This is a genomic window from Streptomyces sp. NPDC033178, from assembly GCF_055577685.1.
Window position 1 is genome coordinate 96,738 of record NZ_JBVIPT010000008.1, and the last position, 23,886, is coordinate 120,623.

General features: G+C 70.3%; 23 protein-coding genes and 1 pseudogene. 17 read left to right on the top strand and 7 right to left on the bottom strand.

All coding sequences use genetic code 11. The annotated features are described in order from the left end of the window. Nucleotides 1-5 precede the first annotated feature (5 nt). Both ACZ5VQ_RS21040 and ACZ5VQ_RS21045 read right to left on the bottom strand, forming a co-directional pair. Nucleotides 6-1,118: a sensor histidine kinase gene (locus tag ACZ5VQ_RS21040; RefSeq protein WP_469106221.1), complete on the bottom strand. Its 1,113-nt coding sequence runs from the start codon at nt 1,116-1,118 to the stop codon at nt 6-8. Between the two features lie 35 nt (nt 1,119-1,153). Beyond that, a pseudogene (locus tag ACZ5VQ_RS21045) lies at nt 1,154-1,512 on the bottom strand (hypothetical protein). Nucleotides 1,513-1,727: 215 nt separating this feature from the next. On the opposite strand from ACZ5VQ_RS21045, the gene ACZ5VQ_RS21050 reads away from it, so the two are divergent. The 4 genes from ACZ5VQ_RS21050 to ACZ5VQ_RS21065 all read left to right on the top strand — a co-directional run bounded on the left by ACZ5VQ_RS21050 (nt 1,728) and on the right by ACZ5VQ_RS21065 (nt 4,351). After that, a complete protein-coding gene (locus ACZ5VQ_RS21050; RefSeq protein WP_469106222.1) occupies nt 1,728-2,675 on the top strand; it encodes a helix-turn-helix domain-containing protein in 948 nt (315 codons plus the stop codon). After that, nucleotides 2,638-2,751: a DUF397 domain-containing protein gene (locus ACZ5VQ_RS21055; RefSeq protein WP_469106431.1), complete on the top strand. Its 114-nt coding sequence runs from the start codon at nt 2,638-2,640 to the stop codon at nt 2,749-2,751. The genes ACZ5VQ_RS21050 and ACZ5VQ_RS21055 overlap by 38 nt, the downstream gene beginning before the upstream one ends. Nucleotides 2,752-2,891: 140 nt before the next feature. Continuing rightward, on the top strand, nt 2,892-3,077 hold the full coding sequence (locus ACZ5VQ_RS21060; protein WP_469106223.1) for a hypothetical protein: 186 nt from the start codon (nt 2,892-2,894) through the stop codon (nt 3,075-3,077). A gap of 317 nt (nt 3,078-3,394) precedes the next feature. Beyond that, on the top strand, nt 3,395-4,351 hold the full coding sequence (locus tag ACZ5VQ_RS21065) for a DMT family transporter (RefSeq protein WP_469106224.1): 957 nt from the start codon (nt 3,395-3,397) through the stop codon (nt 4,349-4,351). On the opposite strand, the gene ACZ5VQ_RS21070 is transcribed toward ACZ5VQ_RS21065, so the two are convergent. Both ACZ5VQ_RS21070 and ACZ5VQ_RS21075 read right to left on the bottom strand, forming a co-directional pair. Next, nucleotides 4,254-5,150 carry a LysR family transcriptional regulator gene (locus tag ACZ5VQ_RS21070; RefSeq protein WP_469106225.1) on the bottom strand — a complete coding sequence of 299 codons (897 nt, stop codon included), beginning with the start codon at nt 5,148-5,150 and terminating at the stop codon, nt 4,254-4,256. The two genes, ACZ5VQ_RS21065 and ACZ5VQ_RS21070, sit on opposite strands and share 98 nt — an antisense overlap. A 1-nt stretch (nt 5,151) precedes the next feature. After that, nucleotides 5,152-5,640 (bottom strand): PLD nuclease N-terminal domain-containing protein, encoded by a 489-nt coding sequence (locus ACZ5VQ_RS21075; protein ID WP_469106226.1) that lies wholly within the window; start codon nt 5,638-5,640, stop codon nt 5,152-5,154. Between the two features lie 106 nt (nt 5,641-5,746). Between ACZ5VQ_RS21075 and ACZ5VQ_RS21080 the strand changes: the two genes are divergently transcribed. From ACZ5VQ_RS21080 to ACZ5VQ_RS21115, 8 genes are all read left to right on the top strand, one after another. Then, on the top strand, nt 5,747-7,207 hold the full coding sequence (locus ACZ5VQ_RS21080) for a menaquinone biosynthesis decarboxylase (RefSeq protein WP_469106227.1): 1,461 nt from the start codon (nt 5,747-5,749) through the stop codon (nt 7,205-7,207). After that, on the top strand, nt 7,204-8,112 hold the full coding sequence (gene mqnP, locus ACZ5VQ_RS21085) for a menaquinone biosynthesis prenyltransferase MqnP (protein ID WP_469106228.1): 909 nt from the start codon (nt 7,204-7,206) through the stop codon (nt 8,110-8,112). Before ACZ5VQ_RS21080 ends, mqnP begins: the two co-directional genes overlap by 4 nt. 98 nt (nt 8,113-8,210) lie before the next feature. Continuing rightward, nucleotides 8,211-8,885, top strand: coding sequence for a UbiX family flavin prenyltransferase (locus ACZ5VQ_RS21090; RefSeq protein WP_469106229.1), 675 nt, complete (start codon nt 8,211-8,213; stop codon nt 8,883-8,885). 147 nt (nt 8,886-9,032) lie between these two features. Further along, entirely contained in the window at nt 9,033-9,488 is a 456-nt protein-coding gene (locus tag ACZ5VQ_RS21095; protein ID WP_055616806.1) for an Lrp/AsnC family transcriptional regulator, read from the top strand. Between the two features lie 53 nt (nt 9,489-9,541). Beyond that, nucleotides 9,542-10,705 (top strand): aminofutalosine synthase MqnE, encoded by a 1,164-nt coding sequence (mqnE, locus tag ACZ5VQ_RS21100; RefSeq protein WP_200397580.1) that lies wholly within the window; start codon nt 9,542-9,544, stop codon nt 10,703-10,705. 248 nt (nt 10,706-10,953) lie between these two features. Next, the gene (locus tag ACZ5VQ_RS21105) at nt 10,954-11,478 is read left to right on the top strand and encodes a GNAT family N-acetyltransferase (RefSeq protein WP_362087999.1); all 525 of its coding nucleotides are present in this window, start codon (nt 10,954-10,956) and stop codon (nt 11,476-11,478) included. A 119-nt stretch (nt 11,479-11,597) separates the two neighbouring features. Continuing rightward, nucleotides 11,598-11,900, top strand: coding sequence for a DUF4229 domain-containing protein (locus ACZ5VQ_RS21110; RefSeq protein ID WP_469106230.1), 303 nt, complete (start codon nt 11,598-11,600; stop codon nt 11,898-11,900). Nucleotides 11,901-12,033: 133 nt separating this feature from the next. Further along, on the top strand, nt 12,034-12,672 hold the full coding sequence (locus ACZ5VQ_RS21115; RefSeq protein ID WP_469106231.1) for a TetR/AcrR family transcriptional regulator: 639 nt from the start codon (nt 12,034-12,036) through the stop codon (nt 12,670-12,672). A 122-nt stretch (nt 12,673-12,794) separates the two neighbouring features. Here the strand turns inward: ACZ5VQ_RS21115 and ACZ5VQ_RS21120 are convergent, their stop codons facing one another. After that, complete coding sequence (locus tag ACZ5VQ_RS21120) at nt 12,795-13,643, bottom strand: MaoC family dehydratase (protein WP_469106232.1); 849 nt, start codon at nt 13,641-13,643, stop codon at nt 12,795-12,797. Between the two features lie 116 nt (nt 13,644-13,759). After that, on the bottom strand, nt 13,760-15,115 hold the full coding sequence (locus ACZ5VQ_RS21125) for a 3-oxoacyl-ACP reductase (protein ID WP_469106233.1): 1,356 nt from the start codon (nt 15,113-15,115) through the stop codon (nt 13,760-13,762). 85 nt (nt 15,116-15,200) lie between these two features. Between ACZ5VQ_RS21125 and ACZ5VQ_RS21130 the strand changes: the two genes are divergently transcribed. Together ACZ5VQ_RS21130 and ACZ5VQ_RS21135 are read left to right on the top strand one after the other, a co-directional pair. Continuing rightward, nucleotides 15,201-16,589, top strand: coding sequence for an acetyl-CoA C-acetyltransferase (locus tag ACZ5VQ_RS21130; protein WP_469106234.1), 1,389 nt, complete (start codon nt 15,201-15,203; stop codon nt 16,587-16,589). 218 nt (nt 16,590-16,807) lie between these two features. After that, nucleotides 16,808-18,709 (top strand): AMP-dependent synthetase/ligase, encoded by a 1,902-nt coding sequence (locus tag ACZ5VQ_RS21135; protein WP_469106235.1) that lies wholly within the window; start codon nt 16,808-16,810, stop codon nt 18,707-18,709. A gap of 317 nt (nt 18,710-19,026) precedes the next feature. Here the strand turns inward: ACZ5VQ_RS21135 and ACZ5VQ_RS21140 are convergent, their stop codons facing one another. Further along, a complete protein-coding gene (locus ACZ5VQ_RS21140) occupies nt 19,027-19,932 on the bottom strand; it encodes a MurR/RpiR family transcriptional regulator (protein ID WP_469106236.1) in 906 nt (301 codons plus the stop codon). A 121-nt stretch (nt 19,933-20,053) separates the two neighbouring features. On the opposite strand from ACZ5VQ_RS21140, the gene ACZ5VQ_RS21145 reads away from it, so the two are divergent. Genes ACZ5VQ_RS21145 through ACZ5VQ_RS21155 form a run of 3 tightly spaced genes read left to right on the top strand, consistent with a single transcriptional unit; the run spans nt 20,054 to nt 23,874 of the window. Next, a complete protein-coding gene (locus tag ACZ5VQ_RS21145) occupies nt 20,054-21,235 on the top strand; it encodes a C45 family autoproteolytic acyltransferase/hydolase (RefSeq protein WP_469106237.1) in 1,182 nt (393 codons plus the stop codon). After that, nucleotides 21,232-22,890 (top strand): ABC transporter substrate-binding protein, encoded by a 1,659-nt coding sequence (locus ACZ5VQ_RS21150; protein ID WP_469106238.1) that lies wholly within the window; start codon nt 21,232-21,234, stop codon nt 22,888-22,890. The genes ACZ5VQ_RS21145 and ACZ5VQ_RS21150 overlap by 4 nt, the downstream gene beginning before the upstream one ends. Nucleotides 22,891-22,923: 33 nt before the next feature. Then, on the top strand, nt 22,924-23,874 hold the full coding sequence (locus ACZ5VQ_RS21155) for an ABC transporter permease (RefSeq protein WP_190231001.1): 951 nt from the start codon (nt 22,924-22,926) through the stop codon (nt 23,872-23,874). The last annotated feature ends 12 nt before the right edge of the window (nt 23,875-23,886 follow it).

A 23,886-nucleotide genomic window follows, 5' to 3' on the forward strand; every position in this document is an offset into this window, starting at 1 on the left:
GTCGGTCAGTCGGTCGTCGCAGGCAGGCGCAGCCGGGCCCGGTAGCCGCCGTCCGCCGTCGGGCCCGCCTCGAAGGAGCCGTCGAGGTTCTCGGCCCGTTCGCCCAGGCCGATCAACCCCTGTTGGGATCCGGGCAGTTCGAGGGTGGGACGGGTCGGCGGGGTGTTCGTGACGGTCACGCCCAGCTCGTCGCCGAGGTGCCACAGCTGTACGGTCGCCGTCGCACCGGGCGCGTGTTTGCGTACGTTAGTGAGGGCCTCCTGCACGGTCCGGTAGACCGCGCGCTGGACCGGGGCCCCGATACCGGGCGGCAGTTCGCCCTCCAGGCGCACCTCGATACCGCTCGTGTCGATCAGGTGCCGCAGGTCCGCGAGTGTCGGCTGCGGGGTCAGCTCGGTCGTACGGCCGCCCGAGGCCCTCAACAGCGTGACCATGTGCCGCAGTTCGTCGAGCGTCGTGACGCTGAGCTCGCGGATCGCCCGGGCGGCCTCCCGTGTGCCGGGGTCCGGCGCACCGACCTGCAGCGCCCCGGCCCGTACGGCGATGAGGCTCACCTGGTGGGAGACGACGTCGTGCATCTCCCGGGCCAGCTGGGCCCGTTCGCGGGCCAGCACGTTCTGGGCGTGCAGCAGCCGCTCGTGCTCGCGTGCCTCCTCGATCTCGACCAGCCGGACCGCGGAGTCGCGCCGGGCCTGGACCAGCTGGCCCAGGAAGACCGGGGCGGCCGCGGTGGCCAGCAGGTAGACGAAGTTGACGAAGGTCCAGGTGCGGTCGTCCGAGGCGTACTCCGACAGCGGCCACGGCATGGCGGAGGCCGCCGCCGACGCGATGGCGCAGACCGTCAACAGGCGGCGGTCCCGGCTGCGTTCGGCCAGCGTGTAGAGGGCGGCCAGGGGTGCCACCACGACCGACGAGAACAGCGCGGCGGGCAGCGACAGCAGGAAGACGGGCAGCGGGAAGCGCCGCCGCACCGCGAGGGCCGCGCAGGCGGCGACCGAGAGGACCACCTCGACCGGGGTGTCCCGGTCGAGCTGCCACCACACGTCCAGCGCCGCGAGGGTGACGAGCAGCGAGTCTGTGAGCCGGGCCGTCCACGCCGCACGCGGACGCCCGGTCATGAACCGCCAGTTCCCCTTGCCCCTCGCCTTTACCGTCAACGCCCTGCTTCCCCGTGGTCGGCACGATGCCCCTGACGGTGCATGTCTTCCACCCCGGCCGCACGCAGATGCCGTCTCAGCAGTACATCGGCGTCTGTCTCCGCGCTGCGGTCGCGCCAGGCGCGGGCGTCGTCACGGCGTATCGCGAGCTCCGTGCACGCCGGGCAACCGGGGACGGGTACGGGCGGACGGCTCAGGTCTTCTTCCTCCATGGCCTGACGAACCCTCACAGTGCCCTCCCCGAACGCATGTTGGCGGCCTTGAGGGCCGCCGCCAGCCGTTCGTCGGCGGTCGCAGGGCGGATCCGTTCCGGGTCGGCCTGCCACTCCCGGCCGCCGCCCACCGGGCGGAGCATCGCGTACGGGCCTGTCGTGTCCCGGTACTCGCCGACGCGTTGCGTCACCGTGTCGTAGACGAGGGCTCCGCGTTCCGGCGCTGTTTCTGCTTCCACTGACGCTCCGTACGTTGGCTCATTACTCTGGGTGCATCAAGCGTTGCTGAACGGAGCAGCCCGTTTCAACGCATGACTCGTGCCACTGGCGCACTGTCACGGAGGGGGGAACGGACGCCGTGAGTCGACGCAACGCCGAAGGGGGTTCGGCGGTCACGACCGCCGCCGTGTTCGGGGAGGTCCTGAAACACTTTCGCGAGACCGCCGACCTCACCCAGGAGGGCCTGGCCCGCCAGATCCCGTGCGACCGCTCGCACGTGGCCCGCGTGGAGGCCGGTACGCGCGTCCCACAGGACACGTTCGCCAAGTCGTGCGACGAACTGCTGGGTACGGGTGGGGTGTTGATGCGGTTGTGGGGCCGGATCGACTGGTATCCGCAGGTGGAGCATCCGGATTGGTTCCGGCGGCGGGCTGAGATGGACGCGGTGGCGGTCGCCCTGCGTGCGTATCACGAGCGGGTCGTGCCAGGCCTGTTGCAGACCGAGGACTATGCGCGGGCGCTGTTCGCCGGCCGAATCGAGAGCCCCGACGAGGTGGAGGAGCGGGTTCGGGCCCGAATGAGCCGACAGCAGCGCTTTCTTGACCCCGGCGGCCCGTTCTACGCCGTCGTGCTGGACGAGAGCTGCCTGCGCAACGCGATGGGGAGCTCGGCCGTCATGCGCGACCAGTGCGTGCACCTGTTGCGTGTCGCGCGGCACTCCAACATCCACATCCAGGTCGCTCCGGCCGGTTCCTTCGGACTCGACCGGCCCAGCGGCACGATGTCGTTGATTACGCTCCCCGACGGGCATCAATGGGTCTACGCGGAAGCCCTCGATCGCGGCCATTTCAACGATGATCCGGCCGTCTGTGCGCGCTATGCCAAGACCTATGATGTGCTCAGGGCGGACTCTCCGTCAGCCCGCGAATCCGCCGCTTTGATCAGCGACGCGATGGAGGGGTACGAGGAGCATGGACAAGCACGAGCTGAGCGCGGCGACTTGGACCAAGAGCACCTACAGCGACGCCAACGGCGGAGACTGCATCGAAATCGCCCCCGGCATCCCCGGCATCGTCCCCGTCCGTGACAGCAAGAACCCCACCGGCCCCGTTCTGCTCATCGAGCGAAGCGCCTGGGCGGTGTTCGTGGCGGGCGTGCGGTAGGAGACGCCAACTCCTCTGGTGGGGCTAGCTGTACCTCCACTTCGGGAGGCCGCTTCATGGTGGTGGGGAGCGGGCGGCGGGATGGTTGAACCCAGACGCTCCCGGAGGTTCACAGCCTCTCCGCCCGGAAGGAAACCGCCATGAACATCCCCGCCACCCCCGCCACCGTCGTCGCGGCCCCCGAGAGTGAGCTCGGGCCGCTGCTGGACGCGTGGGACCAGGCGCACACGGCCGCCACCGGTGATCCCGAGTGGCGGCATCTGCTGGACGAGATGGCGCATCCGCGCACGACGCAGGCGTTCTACCGGCTGGCGGCGGGGCGTTGATCGGGGGCCTTTTCATCGCCCCCGCCGCCCCTTCCCGTTCCCGTCCCTGGGGGCTGCGCCCCCAGACCCCCGCTATCGGCCTGAACGGCCTCGTCCTCAAACCCCGGACGGGCTGAAGTTGTCGGCCCGGGCTGCGAAATCTTCAGCCCCTCCGGCGTTTGAGGAGCGGGGGTTCGGGGGCGGAGCCCCCGAGGAAGTGACGGGAATGGGTAGGGGCGGCGGGGGCGAGAAACGTCATCGGGCGGGCCGATGGCCCCATCGGGAGGACGCCCCGGTGGGGCGTGGACCCGTACCGGCGGCGCTCGTAGCTTCGGGGCATGGCTACAGACAGCTCGTCCGAGCGCAAGGGCACCGTTCAGCTGACCGCCGCGATGGTCCTCTCCGGAACCCTCGGCATCTTCGTCGTGGAGTCGGGCGCCTCGCCCTTCAACGTCGTGTTCTTCCGCGTCCTCTTCGGCGCCCTGGCACTCGCCACGTACGCCGTCGCCCGCGGCTACTTTCGGAACCACGGACTCACCCCGCGCAAGCTCGGACTCGCGGCCCTCGGCGGCCTGTTCATCGTCTTCAACTGGGTCTTCCTCTTCCAGTCGTACGAGAACACGTCGATCTCGGTCGCGACCGTCGTCTACCACACGCAGCCCTTCTACGTGGTGCTGCTCGGCGCCCTCCTCTTCCGCGAACGCCTCACCGCCGCGAAGGCAGGCTGGATCGCGCTCGCCTTCGCGGGCCTGATCCTCGTCTCCGGCGTCAGGCCGTCGGACTTCACGGGCGGCGACGGCACGTACCTCCTGGGCGTCGGCCAGGCCCTCCTCGCCGCGCTCCTCTACGGCCTCTCCACCCTCGTCACCAAGCGCATCACGGGCGTACGCCCGCACCTCATCGCCCTCGTCCAGGTCGTCGTCGGAATCCCGCTGCTGCTGCCGTTCGCCGACTTCGGCTCGATGAGCGGCACGGGCGCCGACTGGGGCTGGCTGGTCGGCCTCGGCATCATCCACACGGGCCTGATGTACGTCCTGATGTACGCCGCCTACGCCCAGCTCCCGACCGCCAAGATCGCCGTACTCGCCTTCACCTACCCGGCGGTGGCGATGTTCGCGGACTGGGCGGTGTACGGGCACCACATCGGACTCGTCCAGGCGCTCGGCGTCCCGCTGATCGTGGCCGCGAGCCTGAAGGTCACCCTTGCTCGGCAACCAGCTTCCGCGCCTGCTCCACGAACAGCCGCGCGTGCGCCGGAAGCCGCTTCCCGGACCGCCACGCCAGTTGAGTACTGAGGGTGAAGGGCGGCTCCCAGTTCAGGGCCACGAGCCGGCCGTCGGCAAGCTCCTCCGCCACCGTCACCGCGGGCAGGAGGGCGATGCCGAGGCCGGCCGCCGCCGCCCGCTTGGTCGCCTCGATCGTGCCGAACTCCATGAACGAGACCGGCTCCGCGGATCGGGTGTTGAGCTCCTCCTCGAACAGGTCCCGGTAGGCGCAGCCCGGTTCGGTGGCCAGCAGCGGCTCGCGTACGAGATCGGCGGTCGAGACGGCCGACACCGCCGCTCCCGCCAGGGGATGGCCGGGCACCGCCACCAGCGCCAGCGGCTCCTCGGCGAGCAGCGTGACCTCAAGACCCGCGTGCTCCGTCTCCCGCTCCATCAGGAAACCCACGTCGTACGTGCCCTGCCGCAGCGCCTGCCGGGTCTCGTCGCCCAGCGTCGGACGCATGGACAGCCGGACCCCGGGATAGCGGTGGTGGAACATTTCGAGGAGCGGGGACAGACGGTAGGACGTCAGCGACTCCATCGTGCCGACCGTCAGCGTGCCCGAGGGCTCCTCCGTACCGACGACCGCCGCCCGTGCCTCCTCGCTCAGCTCGATGATCTGCCGGGCGTAGGGGAGGAGCCGGTCGCCCGCCTCGGTCAGCCGGATGTGGCTGCCGAGCCGGTCGAAGAGCTGCACCCCGAGCGAGGACTCCAGGGCGCGGATCTGGCTGGTCACGCTGGACTGGGCGTACTTGAGCTCGGCCGCCGCCTGCGTGAAGCTCAGCACGGTGGCGACCTTCTCGAAGGTGACCAGCAGACGGATCTCCATCTCAGGGCTTCGGCGGAGCCGAGTCGTCCGGGCCGTCGCCCGAACCGCCCTCCCGCCGCTTCAGCTCCTCCTCGCGGCGGCGGAGGTCGTCCTCCCAGTTCTTGAGGTGCGCCTCGTCGTCCGTCACGGCGTCCGTCGGACCGTCGTCGCTGCCGCTGCCGCTGCCGCTGCCGCTGTCCTTGCCCTCGCCCCTGTCCTTGTCCTTGCCCTGGTCCTTGCTGTCGTCCTTCAAGGACTTCAGGAACTCCGGGTTGTCGTCGGGCGCGACCCAGCCGCCCCGGCCGCCCCGGCCGGAGGAGAGGCCGCGCGGTTTGCGCTGGTGGCCGACGATCAGCCAGGAGACGGAGCCGACGAGCGGGAACAGCAGCACGAGGATCGCCCAGAGGGGCTTCGGGATGTAGCGGATGTCCTTCTCGTCGGTGGTGATGCAGTCGATGAACGCATAGATGCTGAGCCCCAACGGCACCAGAATCATCAGCACCCGAAGCATTCGGCGGTCCCCCTGCGTGTGGAGAGTGGAGATGCGTGCGAGATCGGGGCCGGGTGAGCGGCCCCCCTTACAGGTTCAGCGTAGCGAGTAGCCGATACTGGAACGCATGGCTTACGACGATCTTCGCTCCCTGCTCCGGGCGCTTGAGCGCGAGGGCGACCTCAAGCGCATCAAGGCCGAGGTGGACCCGTATCTGGAGGTCGGGGAGATCGTCGACCGCGTCCAGAAGGCGGGCGGCCCGGCCCTGCTCTTCGAGAACGTGCGCGGGTCGGCGATGCCGCTGGCGATGAACGTCTTCGGGACGGACCGCAGGCTCCTCAAGTCGCTCGGCCTGAAGTCGTACGAGGAGATCAGCGAGAAGATCGGCGGACTGCTCAGGCCGGAGCTGCCGCAGGGGTTCATCGGGGTGCGCGAGGCCTTCGGGAAGCTCGGCGCCATGACCCACGTACCGCCGAAGAAGATCAAGTCCGACAACGCGCCGGTGCACGAGGTCGTGCTGCAGGGCGACGAGGTCGACCTGGACCGGCTGCCGGCCCTCTTCACCTGGCCGAAGGACGGCGGGTCCTTCTTCAACCTGGGCCTGACCCACACCAAGGACCCGGAGAGCCGCATCCGCAATCTCGGGCTCTACCGCCTCCAGCGCCACGACAAGCGCACCATCGGCATGCACTGGCAGATCCACAAGGACAGCCGCAACCACTACCAGGTGGCCGCGCGGAAGGGCGAGCGGCTGCCCGTCGCGATCGCCTTCGGCTGTCCGCCGGCGGTGACGTACGCGTCCACGGCCCCCCTTCCCGGTGACATCGACGAGTACCTCTTCGCCGGGTTCGTGCAGGGCAAGCGGATCGAGATGGTCGACTGCAAGACGGTGCCGTTGCAGGTGCCGGCGCAGGCCGAGGTCGTACTGGAGGGGTGGCTGGAGCCCGGCGAGATGCTCCCGGAAGGCCCCTTCGGCGACCACACCGGGTTCTATACGCCGCAGGAGCCCTTCCCCGCCCTCACCATCGACTGCGTGACGATGCGCAAGCGTCCGCTGCTCCAGTCGATCGTGGTCGGCCGGCCGCCGACGGAGGACGGTCCGCTGGGCCGGGCGACGGAGAGGTTCTTCCTCCCCCTCCTCAAGATCATCGTGCCGGACATCGTGGACTACCACCTCCCCGAGGCGGGCGGCTTCCACAACTGCGCGATCGTCGCGATCGACAAGAAGTACCCGAAGCACGCCCAGAAGGTGATGCACGCCGTCTGGGGCGCCCACATGATGTCCCTCACCAAACTGATCGTGGTCGTCGACTCCGACTGCGACGTCCACGACCTGCACGAGGTCGCGTGGCGCGCGCTGGGGAACACGGACTACTCCCGCGACCTCACCGTCGTCGAGGGACCTGTCGACCACCTCGACCACTCCTCGTACCAGCAGTTCTGGGGCGGCAAGGCGGGTATCGACGCCACGAAGAAGTGGCCCGAGGAGGGGTACACACGGGACGGCGGCTGGCCCGACATGGTGCTGTCCGACCCGGAGACGGCGGCGAAGGTCGACCGCCGGTGGAAGGAGTACGGACTCTCGTGAGCAGCGCATCAGCCGCGATCCCCCAGCCTCAGCCGGGGCGCACCAAGGCGTTCCTGCGCCTCGTCATGATCGAGCACTCCGTCTTCGCGCTGCCCTTCGCGTACATCGCGGCGCTGACGGCGATGTTCACGGTGGACGGGAACATCCACTGGGGCCGGCTGCTGCTGGTGACCGTCGCGATGGTCGGCCTGCGGACGTTCGCCATGGCCGCGAACCGGATCATCGACCGGGAGATCGACGCCCGCAACCCCCGTACGGCCCATCGCGAGCTGGTCACCGGCGCGATGAGCGTGAAGCACGCGTGGACGGGCGCGCTGGTCGCCCTGGTGTTCTTCCTCGGCGCGGCGGCCCTGCTCAACCCGCTGTGCCTGGCGCTCGCGCCCATCGCGGTCATCCCGATGGTCGTGTACCCGTACGGCAAGCGGTTCACGAACTTCCCGCAGGCCATCCTCGGTCTCGCGCAGGCGATGGGGCCGATCGGCGGCTGGCTGGCGATCACCGGTGAGTGGTCCTGGGACGCGGTGATCCTCGGCCTCGCGGTCGGCATCTGGATCGGCGGCTTCGACCTCATCTACGCCTGCCAGGACGTGAAGACGGACCGCGAGATCGGCGTCCTGTCGGTCCCGGCGCGCTTCGGCATCCCGGCGGCGATCTGGGGCGCGCGCGTCTGCCACACCCTCACGACGGGACTCTTCGTCTGGTACGCGCTGGCCACCGACGCGGGCACCTTCTTCTGGGTCGGCCTGGTGATCGTCGCGGGCGCGTTCCTGTACGAGCACTCCATCGTCCGACCGCACGACCTCTCCCGGGTGAACCGCGCCTTCTTCAGCGTCAACGGCTTCATCGGCATCGCCCTCTTCGCGTGCGCGCTGCTCGATCTGCTGGTGCGCGGTCTGACCGTGTGAGCGCCGCGTGAGTGCCGGGTGAGCAGGGTGCGGCCCGTGGACCGCCCGCAGGCGCGGCCGGTCCTGAGCTCCGGGCGGCCCGCCGGTAGGCTCAGGGTGTGAACGCAGGAGAAACTCAGCGTCGGCCTTGGATCGTGGGGGTCTCCGGCGCGTCCGGAACGCCGTACGCGGCGGCCGTGCTGCGTGCCCTCCTCGCGGCCGGTGAGAGCGTCGACCTGGTCGTCTCGCGGGCCTCACGGCTCACGCTGCTCGACGAGACCGGGATCAGCTTCCGGGACGGCCACTGGCAGGAGGACCTACGGGAGTGGCTCGGCCGGGGGGCCGACGGCAAGCCCGGCGCCTTCGCGGTGGACGTCGACGACGTACGGCACTGGAGCGCGGGGGACCTGGCGGCGGGGCCGTCCTCGGGTTCGTACGCCTCGAAGGGCATGCTGATCGTGCCCGCCTCCACCGCCTGTGTCGCCGGGGTCGCGCTCGGCCTCTCGAAGGACCTGTTGCAGCGCGCCGCGAGCGTCACGCTCAAAGAGCGGCGCACGCTGGTCGTCGCCGTCCGCGAGACGCCGCTCAACGGGCAGACGCTGCGGCACCTGGTGACACTGGACGACGCGGGCGCGACCGTACTGCCGGCCTCCCCGGCGTTCTACGCGGGGGCGACACACATCCAGGACCTGGTGGACTTCGTCGCCGGGCGCGTGCTGGACGCGGCGGGCGTCGGGCACACGCTCTACCGCCGCTGGGAGGGCGAACTCGGCGGCGGCTCACGCACCACCTGAGCAGCATCCGAGCAGCACCTGAGCACGACGTTCGACCCGTACGACCCGTACGACCCGTACGACCCGTACGACCGAGATGTACCACTGAGCAACGCGCAGTACCCACACATCACTTCAGGAACTTCTCAGCGGAAGGCTATCGATCGCATGGACGCGGTGGACAGGCAGCTCATCCAGGCCCTCAGGGAGAACGGCCGGGCCTCCTACGCGGAGCTGGGACGCCTCGTCGGCCTGTCGGGACCCAGCGTCACCGACCGCATCAACCGCCTTGAGGCCGCCGGTGTCATCACCGGCTACCGCGCGACGGTCGACGCGACCTCGCTCGGCCTCGGCGTCACCGCCCTCATCGGCATCTCGCTCTCCGATGCCACCGACCACGAGGACGTGGCGCACCGGCTCAAGGACCTCAACGAGATCGAGGACTGCTGGTTCATCGCAGGCGACGACTCCTACATGCTCAAGGTGCGGGCGCCCGACGTGGACGGCCTGGAGAAGACCATCCGGCGGCTGTCGGGGACGAAGGGCGTCTCCCGGACGCGTACGACCATCGTGCTCTCCACGAAGTGGGAGAACCGGGTGGGTGAGCTGCCCGAAGAGGAATAGGGCGCGAGGCGTACGGTTGGGTGGGTTGGTCACTTACGAGAGGTAGAAGCAGCATGGATGTCGGGCTCAAGCGCGAGCTGGAGGACAAGGTCCGGGCCGGTGAGCGGCTGACCCGCGAGGACGGCATCGCGCTGTACGAGTCGGACGACCTGGCCTGGCTGGGCGGGCTCGCCCACGAGGTGCGGACGCGGAAGAACGGCGACGTCGTCCACTTCAACGTCAACCGCCACCTCAACATGACGAACGTGTGCACCGCGTCCTGCGCCTACTGCTCCTTCCAGCGCAAGCCGGGCGAGAAGGACGCGTACACGATGCGCATCGAGGAGGCCGTCCGCCTCGCCAAGGCGATGGAGGGCGAGAACCTCACCGAGCTGCACATCGTGAACGGCCTGCACCCGAACCTGCCGTGGCGCTACTACCCGCGCTCGCTCAGCGAACTGAAGAAGGCGCTCCCGGACGTCTCGCTGAAGGCCTTCACGGCGACGGAGATCCACCACTTCGAGACGATCAGCGGTCTGTCGGCGTCCGAGATCCTGGACGAGCTGATCGACGCGGGTCTGGAGTCGCTCACCGGTGGCGGCGCGGAGATCTTCGACTGGGAGATCCGGCAGCACATCGTCGACCACCGCACCCACTGGGAGGACTGGTCGCGCATCCACCGCCTCGCGCACGAGAAGGGTCTCAAGACCCCGTGCACGATGCTGTACGGCCACATCGAGGAGCCGCGTCACCGGGTCGACCACGTCCTGCGTCTCCGTGAGCTGCAGGACGAGACCGGCGGCTTCCAGGTCTTCATCCCGCTGCGCTACCAGCACGACTTCGTCGACGTGAAGGACGGCAAGGTCCGCAACCGCCTCCAGGCGCGTACGCAGATGGCGACGGGTGCGGAGGCGTTGAAGACCTTCGCGGTGTCGAGGCTCCTGTTCGACAACGTGCCGCACGTCAAGGTCTTCTGGGTCATGCACGGCGTCCAGACCGCCCAGCTGGCGCTCCAGCACGGCGCGGACGACATGGACGGCTCGGTCGTCGAGTACAAGATCACCCACGACGCCGACAACTACGGCACCCCGAACAAACTGACCCGCGAGGACCTCCTCGACCTGATCCGCGACGCCGGCTTCCGCCCGGTCGAGCGGAACACCCGGTACGAGATCATCCGCGAGTACGACGGCCCCGACGCGGGGCGCCGCGAGTCGCCTCAGCCGATGAGGGTCTGAGGCTTTCGCGTGAGTGGTCGGGTGGGAGTGGGCGGGGGCTGGTTGCGCAGTTCCCCGCGCCCCTGAGGTCTTTCAGCCCGTCCGGCGTTTGAGGACGAGCGTGTTCAGCGCGATGTTGGGGGTCTGGGGGCGGAGCCCCCAGAAAGGGACGGGAATGGGTAGGGGCGGCGGGGGCGAGAAGAGCGCGTGACGTATGTGACGTCGGAACCTGCTTGAGGCCGGCGTGGCGTAATGGTTAGCCTCTCCGTATGGCCCTTACCTTCGCTCTCGATCCGGCCGTGACCCCCGAGGTCCGAGACGGCCTCCTCGACCTGTGGACGGACGTCTCCAACGCGGGCGGCGCAGTCGGCTTCGTCGCACCGGTGGACCGCGAGGTCATCCGCCCGGAGCTGGTGAAACACTTCGCGGCGATGGCGGAGGGCCGCGCCCGCCTCCTGGCCGGGTTCGACGACGAGGGACAGGTGGCCGCGGCGGCCTTCCTCACCTTCAACACACACCGCCTGATGACCCACTGGCTGTGGCTCTACACGGTGATGGTCCACCCGAAGCACCAGGGCAAGGGCTACGGCCGGGACCTCCTGACCGCCGCCGCGGACGCCGCCCGCACCCTCGACGGCATCGAGGCGATCCGCCTCACCTGCCGCGGCGGCCTCGGCCTGGAGCGGTTCTACGGCTCGTGCGGATACAAGGAGGTCGGCCGCATACCCGACGCGATACGGGTCGCGCCCGGCGACGACCGCGACGACGTTTTCATGCTGCTGCCGCTCGCCTGACTCCCCGCACCCCCCTGCAAGATCCGGTGCCGGGCGTGCTTCACTGGACGGTGCCCTTTGGGAATGTCGGGGACTTTACGACCCCTTCGGACCCGTTCGCCACGGAAGAGTGGATTGAGATGCTCCGCTACACACTGATGCGCCTAGGAATCCTCGCGGGCTGCCTCGTGGTCGTCTGGGGCCTCGTCTACTCCGGTGTCGCCCCGCGAGGGCTCGGCGACTCGAACGGCATGTGGATCATCCTGCTCTCGCTGCTGATCTCGGCCCCCATCAGCTTCGTCGTCCTGCGCAAGGAGCGCGACCGCGCCTCGATCCAGATCGTCGAGCGCGTCGACCGCGTCAAGTCCAACCTGGAGGCCAACCGCAGCCAGGAGGACGACGTGGTGGACGAGGTGTCGCGGGCCCAGGGCCGTACGTCGTAACTGATCAGGAGCACTTTTCGGCGCCGGCCGACATTTTCAGCCCGTCCGGCGTTTGAGGACGAGGCCGTTCAGGCCGAAGCGGGGGCCCACAGCTCCGCCTAGCCGTCGGCAGACAACTCGTACTCTTGCTCGTATGGGTGCAGTGAAGAGCAAGCGGATGCCGCGTGCCGTGCGCGAACAGCAGATGCTGGACGCGGCGGTTCAGACCTTCGGACAGCGGGGATACCGGGCCGCGTCGATGGACGAGATCGCCGATCTGGCGGGTGTGTCCAAGCCGTTGGTCTATCTGTACCTGAACTCCAAGGAAGACCTCTTCACCGCGTGCATCCGGCGCGAGGCCGCCGCCCTGACCGCGGCCGTGCGCGCGGGTGTGCAGCCGGACCTGCCCGCCGACCGTCAACTGTGGGACGGGCTGCGGGCGTTCTTCACGCACACCGCGCAGAACCCGGACGGCTGGGCCGTGCTGCACCTCCAGGCGCGTACGCACGGGGAGCCGTTCGCCGCGGAGTTCGCCGCGATGCGCGAGGAGATCGTCGCGTTCGTCACGCAGCTGATCGTGGTGGCCGCCCGTGAGGCGCACCGGGACCCGTCGCTGCCCGAGCGCGAGGTCGCCGGACTCGCGGAAGCCCTCGTCGGCGCCGCCGAGTCCCTCGCCGCCTGGGCCAACGCCACCCCCGGCGTCTCCGCCCGCCAGGCCGCCACGACGTTGATGAACTTCGCCTGGGCGGGCCTGGGGGACCTGATGGAGGGGAGACCCTGGTCGGAGCGGTAGCGCTCCGCGGGGTGCGGTGAATGAGCCTGCGGGCCGGTGGAGGCCGGTCGTGCCCACGCGGCGGAGCCGCACATCGACACAGCCCCGCGCCCCTTACGGGGCTCGCCCGTGCCGTCGGCGTCTCAGAGCACCGGAAGTACTTCCCCGGCCAGGTGCAGCCGGCCGCCCGCCCCGCGCAGCTCGAAGGCGGCACCCTCCGCCCCGTACGACACCGTCCCCGGCAGGAGCACCGGCGCCCTGAACTCCGCCCGGACCACGGCCGCTTGAGGTGTCCCGTGCTCGGCGAGGCAGCGTGCCACGGTCCACATGCCGTGTGCGATGGCCCGGGGGAAGCCGAACAGCCGGGCGGTGAGGGGGTGGAGGTGGATCGGGTTGCGGTCGCCGGACGCGGCCCCGTACCGCCGCCCCACATCCCCGGCGAGCGCCCACTCGGCCACGGCGGGCAGCGGCTTGCGCTCCTCGGGCGCGGCCGGCCCGCCCGTGCTCCCCGCCGAGGCGCGGTGCCGCGCCAGATACGTACTCCGCGACTCCCACACGAGCTCGCCCCCCGCCCGCATCTCCGTCACGACGACGGCCTCGGTCCCGCGCCGGTGGGGCACCAACTCATCGACGTACACCGCGAGTTCGTGCTCACCGGTCGCCGCCGTCGCCTTCCGTCGGGTGATGCCGATGGACGTGTGCACCAGCCCGAGCAACGGCAGCGGAAAGGCCCGCTCACCCATCAGCCGCATGGCCAGAGGGAATCCGAGAACGTGCGGATAGGTGATGGGCAACTCGTCAGCCCCCACCCCGAATCCACAGGCCCGCTCGTACGCGGCGAGCTTTCCCAGATCGATACGAAGACCTGGGAGGACCAATCGGGTTCGGGGCGCGGTGACTCCCGTCCGAGGCCGCTTGAAAGGCGAAAGGAAAGCACCCCGGGCAAGCAAGGGCCAGAGACGCGGCGAACCATCGAGAACGTAGGAGTGCATGGGCCCCTTCACGTCATCCAACACTGACTCCCCTTCTGGGCTGGGCACGGATTTTTTAGGGGCGCGGGGAACTGCGCGACCAGCCCCCACGCACCCGGACACAACTAACCGACCCCTCACGATCCCAACAGGCTCTGCCCGCAAACCCGAACAACCTGCCCATTCACCGCCCCCGACCCTGGATTCGCGAACCAGGCCGTCGTCTCGGCAACATCAACCGGCAACCCACCCTGCGCAAGCGAGTTCATCCGCCGCCCCGCCTCACGAATGAACAACGGCACGGCCGCAGTCATCTTCGTCTCGATGAATCCGGGCGCGACCGCATTCACCGTCACCCCGTATTCCGAGAGCGCCCGAGGCGCAAGCGACCGCACAAGCCCGATAACCCCCGCTTTGGACGCGGCATAGTTCGTCTGCCCGGCGTTCCCCGCGATTCCGGAGATGGACGCGGTGGTGACCACCCGCCCACCCGCTCGGAGCGCGCCGGCGGACAGCAGCGCATCGGTCGTACGGAGCACACTCGCGAGGTTGACGTCGAGCACCGAACCCCACCGCTCCGCGGCCATGTTGACCAGCCTCCGGTCCCGAGTGATCCCCGCGTTGTGGACCAGGACGTCGAGCCGCCCGCCGGGCAACGCGTCCGCGATCCGCGCCCCCGCGTCCTCCGCGGTGATGTCCAGGGGCAGCGCGATCCCGCCGAGCCGCTCGGCGACGGCGGTGAGATCGCCCCCGGCGGAGGGCACGTCGAGGCACACCACCAGAGCCCCGTCCCGCGCCAGCGTCGCGGCGACGGCCTCACCGATCCCGCGGGCGGCCCCGGTGACGAGCGCCGTACGCCCGGCAAGAGGCTTCTCGGGATCCTCGGGCCCGGTCGGCTCAGCGCCCCCGTCGCCGCCCTTGCCACCGCCACCACGACCGGAGACACCGTGGCCGCCCACCTCGATCACCTGGCCGCTGACATAGGCCGACCTCGGCGACAGCAGAAAACGCAGCGTCGACTCGGCGGCCCCCGCCTCCAGGAGCCGTACGAGATTCACCGTCCGCCCGCGCCCGATCTCCTTGCCGAGGGACCGTACGAACCCTTCGAGGGCCTGCTGGACGGCGGCCTGGTGATGGTCGGCGGGGTCCAGGGGCGCGCCGAGCACCACGACCCGCCCGCTCTCGGCGACCGACCGTACGACGGGGTGGAGAGCCGCGTGCACCTCGGCCAGGGCGTCGACGTCACGGACGCCGGTGGCGTCGAGGACGACGGCGACCGGCTCCTGGGCGCCGTCTGAGCGCGGGCCCGACCGGGCCAGGACGGGTGCGAGGTCCAGCTCGGACTTGCCCGCGGTGAGATGCAGCAACTGGCCCTGAAACGAGGGCTGTTCGGCGCTCCGGCGCCGCAATCGCACCGGCTGCGGCAGCCCGAGCCGACGGGTCAGGAACCGGCCGGGGGCGGTGCCGGTGAGACTCAGGTAGCGGTCGGCCATCGTCCAACTCCCAGCTCGGTCGTATTCTTACTCTGGAGTAAGGTTACCCGAGGTAAGACTACGTCACGGTGAGGAGCAGGTCGAGATGAGCCCCCTGGAACCCCTGCCGGAACCCCTGTCGGAACCCACCCGGGAACCCTTCGGGGAGCCCCTCCGGGCGCCGCGGCCGCGTCGCGTCGCGGTCGTCGGCGGCACCCGTATCCCCTTCGCCCGCTCGGACGGCCCGTACGCGACCGCCTCGAACCAGGAGATGCTGACCGCGGCGGTCGACGGACTCGTCGAGCACGTCGGGCGCCGCAGCCGCTTCGGGCTCGAAGAACCAGGCGCGGTGGGGGAGTTGGTGGCCGGTGCCGTGCTCAAGCACAGCCGGGACTTCAACCTCGCGCGCGAGACGGTGCTCGGGTCGAGGCTGGACGCCCGCACCCCCGCGTACGACATCCAGCAGGCCTGCGGCACCGGCCTCCAGGCCGTCGTCGCGGCGGCCAACAAGATCACCCTCGGCCAGACCGAGTCGGCGATCGCGGGCGGCGCGGACACGGCCAGCGACGCCCCGCTCGGCGTCAACGACCAACTGCGGCGCATCCTGCTGGAGGTCCGGCGCGCGAAGTCGGCGGGCGCCCGGCTGAACGCGCTCGCCCGGATCCGCCCCGGCCACCTCGTCCCGGACATCCCGCGCAACGCGGAGCCCCGTACGGGCCTCTCGATGGGCGAGCACGCGGCCGTCACGGCCCGCGTCTGGGGTGTCACCCGGGAGGCGCAGGACGAGTTGGCGGCCGCGAGCCATCAGCGGCTGGCGGCGGCGTACGAACGCGGCTTCTTCGAGGACCTGGTCGTGCCGTTCCGGGGGCTGGCCCGCGACCAGAACCTCCGGCCCGGCTCGACCGTCGGAAAACTCGCCTCCCTGAAGCCGGTGTTCGGGCTGAAGGTCCCGGGCAGTCCCGATGGCCCCGACAACCCCGGCCCGACCATGACCGCCGGGAACTCGACGCCGCTGACGGACGGCGCGGCGCTCGTGCTGCTCGCGAGCGAGGAGTGGGCCTCGGTGCGCGGTCTGGCGCCGCTCGCGTATCTGACGGCGTACGAGACGGCGGCCGTCGACTTCGTGAGGGGTGATGTGGCCGGTGGCGAGGACGGGCTGTTGATGGCGCCCGCGTACGCCGTGCCGCGCATGCTGGAGCGGGCCGGACTGGGCCTGGACGACTTCGACTTCGTCGAGGTGCACGAGGCGTTCGCGTCACAGGTGCTGGCCACGCTGGCTGCCTGGGAGAAACGGGGGCTCGGCACGGTCGACCGGGCCCGGCTGAACGTGGCGGGCTCCTCGCTCGCGACCGGTCACCCCTTCGCGGCCACCGGGGCGCGGATCGTGGCGACCCTCGCGAAACTGCTCGCCGAGCGGGACGCTCCCGGGCGCGGCCTGATCTCGGTCTGCGCCGCGGGAGGGCAGGGTGTCACGGCGATCCTCGAACGCCCGTGAGGGGCCGACTCGAACGCCGGTGAGGGGGCCGAAGGGCACGAACTCGGCGGATGCGCGGGCAACGCCCTTGTTGCGTCGGTATGTTGGGCAAAAGATGAACAGGCGTCCGAACGTGCACGAACCTCTCACTCTTCCGCACAGAAGCACCTCACTTTCCCAGGTGAACCCGCCACTTCACAGGTCCGTAATGGGGGGAGTGCAAGAGTTAGGAGCCGTCAGTGTCCCGCGATCCCTCCGACAATCCCGAGCTCGTCATCCCTGAACCCGAGGTCAGGCGGCTCGACGGGGTCGTGCGCGAGGTCTCGGTGCCCCCGATGGTCCACCCCGTGACGCACGGCTCGCTCGCGGACATCCCCTTCGACAACGCGGAACAGGCTCCCGACGCCCCGGTGCTCAGCCGGAAGGGGGCGGACGGCAGCTGGACGGACGTCACGGCCGCCGAGTTCGCGGCCGAGGTCCTTGCGGTCGCCAAGGGGCTGATCGCGGAGGGTCTGCTGCCGGGCGACCGGCTCGCGATCATGGCGCGTACGACGTACGAGTGGACGCTGCTGGACTTCGCGGCCTGGGCCGCCGGGCTCGTCACCGTCCCGGTCTACCCCACCTCGTCGATCTTCCAGACCCGCTGGATCCTCCAGGACTCCGGCGCGGTGGCGATCGCCGTCGAGCACGTGGCGCAGGCCGCCGCGCTCGGCCCGGAGCGCGACCGGCTCCCCGACGTCCGCCACATGTGGGTCTTCGAGAAGGGGCACACCGAGCGCCTCGCCGAGCTCGGGCGTGACGTGCCGGACCAGGAGGTCGCGGTACGCCGTGGCGTCCTCGGCCCCGACTCGCTCGCGACGATCATGTACACCTCGGGCACCACGGGCCGGCCCAAGGGCTGTGCGCTGACCCACGCCAACTTCTTCGCCGAGGTCGACAACGCCGTCCAACTGCTCCACCCGGTCTTCAAGTCCAGCTTCAAGGACCCGGCGTCCACGCTCCTCTACCTGCCCCTCTCGCACGTCTTCGGCCGGATGGTCGCCGTCGCCTGTATGCGCGCGCGAGTGCGTCTGGGCCATGCACCGAGCATCCGTACGGAGGAACTGCTGGCCGACCTCGCCGGTTTCAGCCCGACCTTCCTCCTGGCCATCCCCTACGTGCTGGAGAAGGTCTACAACACCGGCCGTGCGACCGCCGAGAAGATGGGCCGCGCCGCCTCCTTCGACCGGGCGGCCCGGGTGGCGCGCGGCTACGGCGAGGCGCTGGAGGCCCAGCAGCACGGCACGGGTCCGGGGCCGGGTGCCAAACTCAAGGCGGCCCGCGCCCTCTACGACCCGCTCGTCTACCGCCGGATCCGCGCGGCCCTCGGCGGGAAGGTCCGCCAGGTCGTCTGCGGCGGCTCCCCGCTCGGGCGCCGCCTCGCCTCCTTCTACGCCGGCGCGGGCATCCAGGTCTTCGAGGGTTACGGCCTGACCGAGTCGACGGCCGCCGCGACCCTCACCTATCCGCACCGGCCGCGGCTCGGCACGGTCGGCTGGCCGCTGCCCGGTACGCGGGTCCGGATCGCCCAGGACGGGGAGATCCTGCTCAGCGGGGAGCAGGTGTTCCGCGGCTACTGGGATCCGCGGGCGGGCGGGGTGGTGCCGGCCGACCAGGAGGGCTGGTTCGCCACCGGTGACCTCGGTGAACTGGACGACGACGGCTACCTCACCATCACCGGCCGCAAGAAGGACATCCTCATCACCACCAGCGGCAAGAACGTGGCCCCCGCGCCGCTGGAGGACTGGCTCCGGGCCCATCCCCTCATCAACCAGTGCGTGGTCGTCGGTGACAACCGGCCCTACATCACCGCGTTGTTGACCCTCGATGCCGAAGGGATGGCCCACTGGTGCCGCATGACCGCCAAGTCGGATGTTCCGGTCGCCACGCTCGTCACCGACCCCGAGCTCCTCACCGTCCTCCAACGCGCCGTCGACGACGCCAACCGCCTTGTCTCCCGGGCCGAATCCATCCGCAGCTTCACCGTCCTGCCCCTGAATTTCACGGAGACGGCGGGCCACCTGACCCCGACGATGAAGCTTCGCCGGGCCGTGGTCACAAGAGAGTTCGCCCGAGAAATAGACGAACTGTACGCGGAGTAGGCCCCCGGCCGGGGCTTTTCCTCGCCCCCGCCGCCCCTACCCATTCCCGTCCCTTACTCAGGGGCTCCGCCCCCGAACCCCCGCATCGCGCTGAACGCGCTCGTCCTCAAACGCCGGACCGGCTGGGTGGGGGCTGGCGGGGGTGGGTGGGTTGACGTGGGTGGGTGGGGAATCGGCCTGAACGGCCTCGTCCTCAAACGCCGGACGGGCTGGGTATTTCAGCCCCTCCGGCGTTTGAGGAGCGGGGGTTCGGGGGCTGGCCCCCGAAAAGGGACGGGAATGGGTAGGGGCGGCGGGGGCGAGGAAATAGGTCGTCGCTATCTGCGCTTCGGTTTCAGCAACTGTTCACGCAACGCCGTCAGTTGATGGGACGTCTCCACCGCCCGCGTCTCGTCGAGAGCCGTCAGCGCGAGCAGCAGCGCGTCGGCGACCACGACCGCGGTGAGGGCCTCCGCCGTTATGCCCGTCGGCGTGTGCGGGGCGATGAGGACGGCGTCCACACTCGGCCCGTACAGCTCGGCGAGCTCGTCGGTGACGAGGATGACCCGGGCACCCACCGATCGGGCCCGCTCCGTGATGACCGTCAGCTCGGCCAGCGCACGACCAGGCTGGAAGATGACCACCGCGTCACCCTGGCGCAGCCGGAGCAGCGGATCGGCCAGCGCGAAGCCCGTCTCGCCGAGATGCCGGGCCCGGCACCCGATGCGCCCGAGCGCCAACGCCAGGTGGCGCGCGGCGAGTTCGGAGGCCGCGACGCCGTAGCAGTGGATCTCTCCGGACTCCGCCGCCTCGGCCAGGATGCCCACCGCGTCCCGAAGCGCGTCACCCGGCGTGAGCCGCCGCGCGTGCTCGATCCGCTCCTGGGCCTCGTCGAAGACCTCGCCCCAGATACCGTCCAGGTCCCGCCCCACATGGGCGATGCGCTGCTGGAGACGGACCTCGGGCGCCACGGCGGAGGTGAAGTCGGAGGCCAGCTCCCGCTTGAGCGCGGGCAGCCCCGCGTAGTCGAGGCGCTGGAGGGTGCGTACGACGCTGGCGTTGCTGGTGCCGCTCGCGCTGCCCAGCTCCTGGGCGGACGCGAACAGCAGGGACTCCACAGGCGCGCTGACCAGGTGCTGCGCCACGGCCCGCTCGGAGGCGGACAGCGACTCCCACTTCTCGCGCACGGTCGCGCGCAGCCGTGCGAGACCCTCGCCGCCGCCCGGCTCCTCTGAAATATTCATTACGGGTATTGACTCCGGTGTGATTGCCGTTACTCTCCTGGGCAACGCATTCCAAAAGGAGAGTATCTCGTAACCAACGTTACAGGACGGTTGCGGAGAGCTCTCCACCGCGAGGAGAAGAATGGCACCCCGCACCCTCCCCATCATCGAGATCTCAGGCAACCCCCTGGACCGCGGCCGCCAGTACGGCGAAGCCGTCCGCCCCCGGCTGCACACCGCACTCGCCTACTACGAGGAGGCGTTCGGCCACTCGTCGGGCCTCACCTGGCAGCAGGTGACCGCCCGCGCCGCCCGCTGGCTGGACCCCGTACGCGACTACGCCCCCGACCTCGTCGAGGAGATGCAGGGGATCGCCGAGGGCGCGGGCGTGGACCTGCTCGACGTCCTCGCCCTCAACGCCCGCGGCGAGGTCATCTACGACCGGTCCTTCGCCAGGATGGCCGAGGGACGGCAGGAGCTGGAGACCCCGGCGGAGGTGGCCGTCGAGGAACGCTCCGAGGGCTGCACCTCCTTCGCCGCCTACGGAGAGGCCAGCGGCGACGGCCGGGTCTGGGCGGGCCAGAACTGGGACTGGCGGGCCGGTGTCTCCGACACGGTCGTCATGCTCCGCGTCGTCCAGCCGCCGAAGCCCACCCTGATCATGCAGGTCGAGGCGGGCCAGATCGGCCGCCAGGGCGCCAACTCGGCGGGGATCGCGCTCAACGCGAACGGCCTGGGCGGACGGTTCGACGACGCGGTGGGCCTGCCGCAGACCGTCGTACGCCGCCGGGTCCTGGACCAGCACACCATCACCGACGCCCTCGAAGTGCTGTGCCGCACCCGCGCGCACATCGCCAGCAACGCCCTGCTGACCTGCCGCGAGGGGTACGCCATCGACCTGGAGACCACCCCGGCCGGGCACGGCTGGATGCATCCGACCGACGGGCTCCTCGTGCACGGCAACCACTACCAGGCGGGCATCCCCGCCGCCCTCGCCGCCGGCTACCGGCCGCTGTCGTCGGACTCCCTGGTCCGGGTGCCGCGCGCCGAACAGGGCCTGCGCGTCCTGCGCGGCTCCACCGGCCCCGACGAGAGCCGCAAGCTGATCAAGCAGGCCATGTCGGACCACCTCGGCCTCCCCGAGTCGCTGTGCACCCACCCCGACAGCCGCATGCCCGCGGTCCAGCACTGGACCACGCTCGTCTCCTCCTGCGTCGACCTGACCGGCGGCGACTACCACGTGACCGCGGGCACGCCCTGCGACCGCGACTACCAGCACCTGCCCTGGAACCTGTACGACGGCCCTTACGGAGATGCCGGATGACGACCCACAGCGACAGAAGGCGGGGCGCCACCGCGGTCCTCGCCGCAGCGACCCTCCTGACCGTCGGCGCCTGCAGCGGCGCAGACACCACCAGCGGCACCGGCGGCGCGTCCGCCGACGCCGCCAAGCTGGAGCTCAGCCCCACCACCCCGGCCGCCAAGGGCACGCTCGCCAGGGCCGACTGGCTCCTGGAGGACGAGCCCGACTCGCTCGACCTCGACACCCAGGGCACCAGCGCGGGCCGCGTCGTCCTCACCAACGTCTGCGAGCGGCTCTACCAGCTCCAGCCCGACATGACGACCAAGCCGTTCCTCGCCTCGTCGGCGAAGACCTCCACCGACGGCAGGACCCTCACCCTCACCGTCCGCTCCGGCGTCACCTTCCACGACGGCTCCAAGCTCACCGCCGACGACGTCCTGTGGTCCCTGAAGCGGCACGCCGACCCGGACATGGAACAGTCCGACGAGTTCGGCAACGTCTCCTCGATGAAGAAGACGGGCGCCGACGAGATCACGATCGGCTTCAAGGCCCCCGACGCCCTCTTCACCAAGGCCCTCGCCGGAGACGCCGGAATCGTCTGGAACAAGGAGCAGGTCGAGCAGTCCGGCCAGGACTTCGGCACCCCCGGCCAGGCGGACGCCTGCTCCGGACCGTACGCGCTGAAGAACTGGAGGTCCGGCGACTCGATCACCATCGCCGCGTACGACGACTACTGGGGCAAGCAGCCGATGACCCGCGAGGTCGTCTTCCGCTGGGCCGCCGACAGCGCGCTCGTGAACGCGCTCAAGACCGGCGCCGCGGACGGCGCGTACGCCGAGACTCCCAACACGGCCGCCGCCCTCCTCAAGGACAAGGACATCGCCCAGCACTACGGGCCGTCCACCGCCTCCCTCGTCCTGATCCCGACCGCCCGCGGCGGACTGGGGGACGAGCGGATCCGCCGTGCGCTCTCCCTCTCCCTCGACCGCAAGGGCATCGCCGACTCCGGGTACGGCGGCCTCGTCGAACCCTGGGCCACCCCCGTCGGCTCCGGCGCCTGGGGCTACGAGAAGGCCGAATTCCAGTCCGCACAGAAGCAGTTGGCGTCGCTGGCCCCCGCGTCACCCACCGCCGACGACCTCGCCGAGGCCAAGAAGCTGGTCAAGGAGGCCGGCACACCCGGAGCGCCCCTCGTCATCGGCACCGACGCCAGCCAGGGCCGGACCGTCACCGCCAACGCCGTACGCGCCGCACTCCAGCGCATCGGACTCAAGGCCCAGATCAAGACCGTACCGACGTCCCAGTTCGAGGAGTTCTACAGCGACCCGCAGGCCCGTGACGAGATCGACCTGCTGGTGGGCGACTGGTACATCTCCAAGGCCGACCCCATGGGCTTCTACGACAACGGCCTGTCCGACTCCTCCAACAACTGGGTCGGCTTCAAGGACGCCACGTACGACAGGAACGTGAAGAAGGCGCTCGCCACCCTCGACGACGCCGAACGGGCCTCGCTCGCCATCGACGTACAGAAGCGCTTCGCGGACGCGGCGGTCTGGATCCCGATCGCCCAGGTCCCCACGATCCTGCTCCTCGACGCGAAACTGACCGGCCCGCCGGCCTCCCAGGCCTACCTCTACTACCCGTGGGCAGCCGAACTCGGCTCCAGGAAGAGCTAGTTCGCCAAGCAAGGCTGGTTGGAGACACCACTCATGCTCGCTCGCATATCCCGGCGGCTGGCCGGCCTGCTGGCCACCCTGTTCGCCGCGTCCTTCGTCATCTTCGCCGCCGTGTACGCGGCTCCCGGCGACCCCGCCGTGTTCCTCGCGGGCGGCCGCGACAAGCTCACCCCCGAACGGCTCGCCTCGGTCCGCGCGCAGTACCACCTCGACGAGCCGCTCGTCGTCCAGTACGGGCGCTGGCTGTGGGACTGCGTCCACCTCGACCTCGGCCGTTCCTTCCAGTACAGCGACCAGGTCGGCGACCTGGTCTCCGCCCGCCTGCCGACCACCCTGCAACTCGTCGCGTACGCCACCGTGCTCTTCGTCGTCCTCGGCGTCGGCGCCGGAATCCTGGCCGCCGTGCGCCGCTCGACCTGGGTCGACTCGGCGGTCGTCGGCGGCACGACCCTGGCCGCCTCCGTGCCGTCCTTCGTCGCCGCGATCGCACTCGTCTCGCTCTTCGGCGTACAACTGGGCTGGTTCCCGGTGACCGGCAGCGGTACGGGAATCGCGGGCACCCTGCACCATCTGACGCTGCCCGCCCTGTCGTTGGCACTCGGCGCGCTCGCGATCATCAGCCGCGTCACCCGCCAGGCCATGGCGGACGCCGCCGCCTCCGACCACGTGGAGGCGGCCCGCGCCTCCGGCGTCCCGGAACGCGACATCATCCGCCGCCATGTCCTGCGCAACGCCCTCGGCCCCATCGTCACCATGTGCGGCCTGGTCATGGCGGGCATGCTCGCCGGCACGGTCGTCGTCGAGACGGCCTTCGGCCTCAGCGGCATCGGCTCGCTGCTGGTCGGCTCGATCAACGCGCACGACTTCCCGGTGGCCCAGGCGGTCCTGCTGCTGATGGTCACCGGCTATGTCGTGGTGACGACCGTCGTCGACCTCGTCCATCCGCTGCTGGACCCGCGCGTCAAGGAGGTGCGCCCCGCATGACGACCACGACGA

Excerpts from the sequence above, each read along its gene's own strand:
- ACZ5VQ_RS21040 (WP_469106221.1), bottom strand. The coding sequence starts at position 1,118 with ATGACCGGGCGTCCGCGTGCGGCGTGGACGGCCCGGCTCACAGACTCG.
- ACZ5VQ_RS21060 (WP_469106223.1), top strand. The coding sequence starts at position 2,892 with ATGAACATCCCCGCCACCCCCGCCACCGTCGTCGCGGCCCCCGAGAGT.
- ACZ5VQ_RS21065 (WP_469106224.1), top strand. The coding sequence starts at position 3,395 with ATGGCTACAGACAGCTCGTCCGAGCGCAAGGGCACCGTTCAGCTGACC.
- ACZ5VQ_RS21070 (WP_469106225.1), bottom strand. The coding sequence starts at position 5,150 with ATGGAGATCCGTCTGCTGGTCACCTTCGAGAAGGTCGCCACCGTGCTG.
- ACZ5VQ_RS21075 (WP_469106226.1), bottom strand. The coding sequence starts at position 5,640 with ATGCTTCGGGTGCTGATGATTCTGGTGCCGTTGGGGCTCAGCATCTAT.
- ACZ5VQ_RS21080 (WP_469106227.1), top strand. The coding sequence starts at position 5,747 with ATGGCTTACGACGATCTTCGCTCCCTGCTCCGGGCGCTTGAGCGCGAG.
- ACZ5VQ_RS21095 (WP_055616806.1), top strand. The coding sequence starts at position 9,033 with ATGGACGCGGTGGACAGGCAGCTCATCCAGGCCCTCAGGGAGAACGGC.
- mqnE (WP_200397580.1), top strand. The coding sequence starts at position 9,542 with ATGGATGTCGGGCTCAAGCGCGAGCTGGAGGACAAGGTCCGGGCCGGT.
- ACZ5VQ_RS21105 (WP_362087999.1), top strand. The coding sequence starts at position 10,954 with ATGGCCCTTACCTTCGCTCTCGATCCGGCCGTGACCCCCGAGGTCCGA.
- ACZ5VQ_RS21110 (WP_469106230.1), top strand. The coding sequence starts at position 11,598 with ATGCTCCGCTACACACTGATGCGCCTAGGAATCCTCGCGGGCTGCCTC.
- ACZ5VQ_RS21115 (WP_469106231.1), top strand. The coding sequence starts at position 12,034 with ATGGGTGCAGTGAAGAGCAAGCGGATGCCGCGTGCCGTGCGCGAACAG.
- ACZ5VQ_RS21120 (WP_469106232.1), bottom strand. The coding sequence starts at position 13,643 with ATGCACTCCTACGTTCTCGATGGTTCGCCGCGTCTCTGGCCCTTGCTT.
- ACZ5VQ_RS21125 (WP_469106233.1), bottom strand. The coding sequence starts at position 15,115 with ATGGCCGACCGCTACCTGAGTCTCACCGGCACCGCCCCCGGCCGGTTC.
- ACZ5VQ_RS21130 (WP_469106234.1), top strand. The coding sequence starts at position 15,201 with ATGAGCCCCCTGGAACCCCTGCCGGAACCCCTGTCGGAACCCACCCGG.
- ACZ5VQ_RS21140 (WP_469106236.1), bottom strand. The coding sequence starts at position 19,932 with ATGAATATTTCAGAGGAGCCGGGCGGCGGCGAGGGTCTCGCACGGCTG.
- ACZ5VQ_RS21145 (WP_469106237.1), top strand. The coding sequence starts at position 20,054 with ATGGCACCCCGCACCCTCCCCATCATCGAGATCTCAGGCAACCCCCTG.
- ACZ5VQ_RS21150 (WP_469106238.1), top strand. The coding sequence starts at position 21,232 with ATGACGACCCACAGCGACAGAAGGCGGGGCGCCACCGCGGTCCTCGCC.
- ACZ5VQ_RS21155 (WP_190231001.1), top strand. The coding sequence starts at position 22,924 with ATGCTCGCTCGCATATCCCGGCGGCTGGCCGGCCTGCTGGCCACCCTG.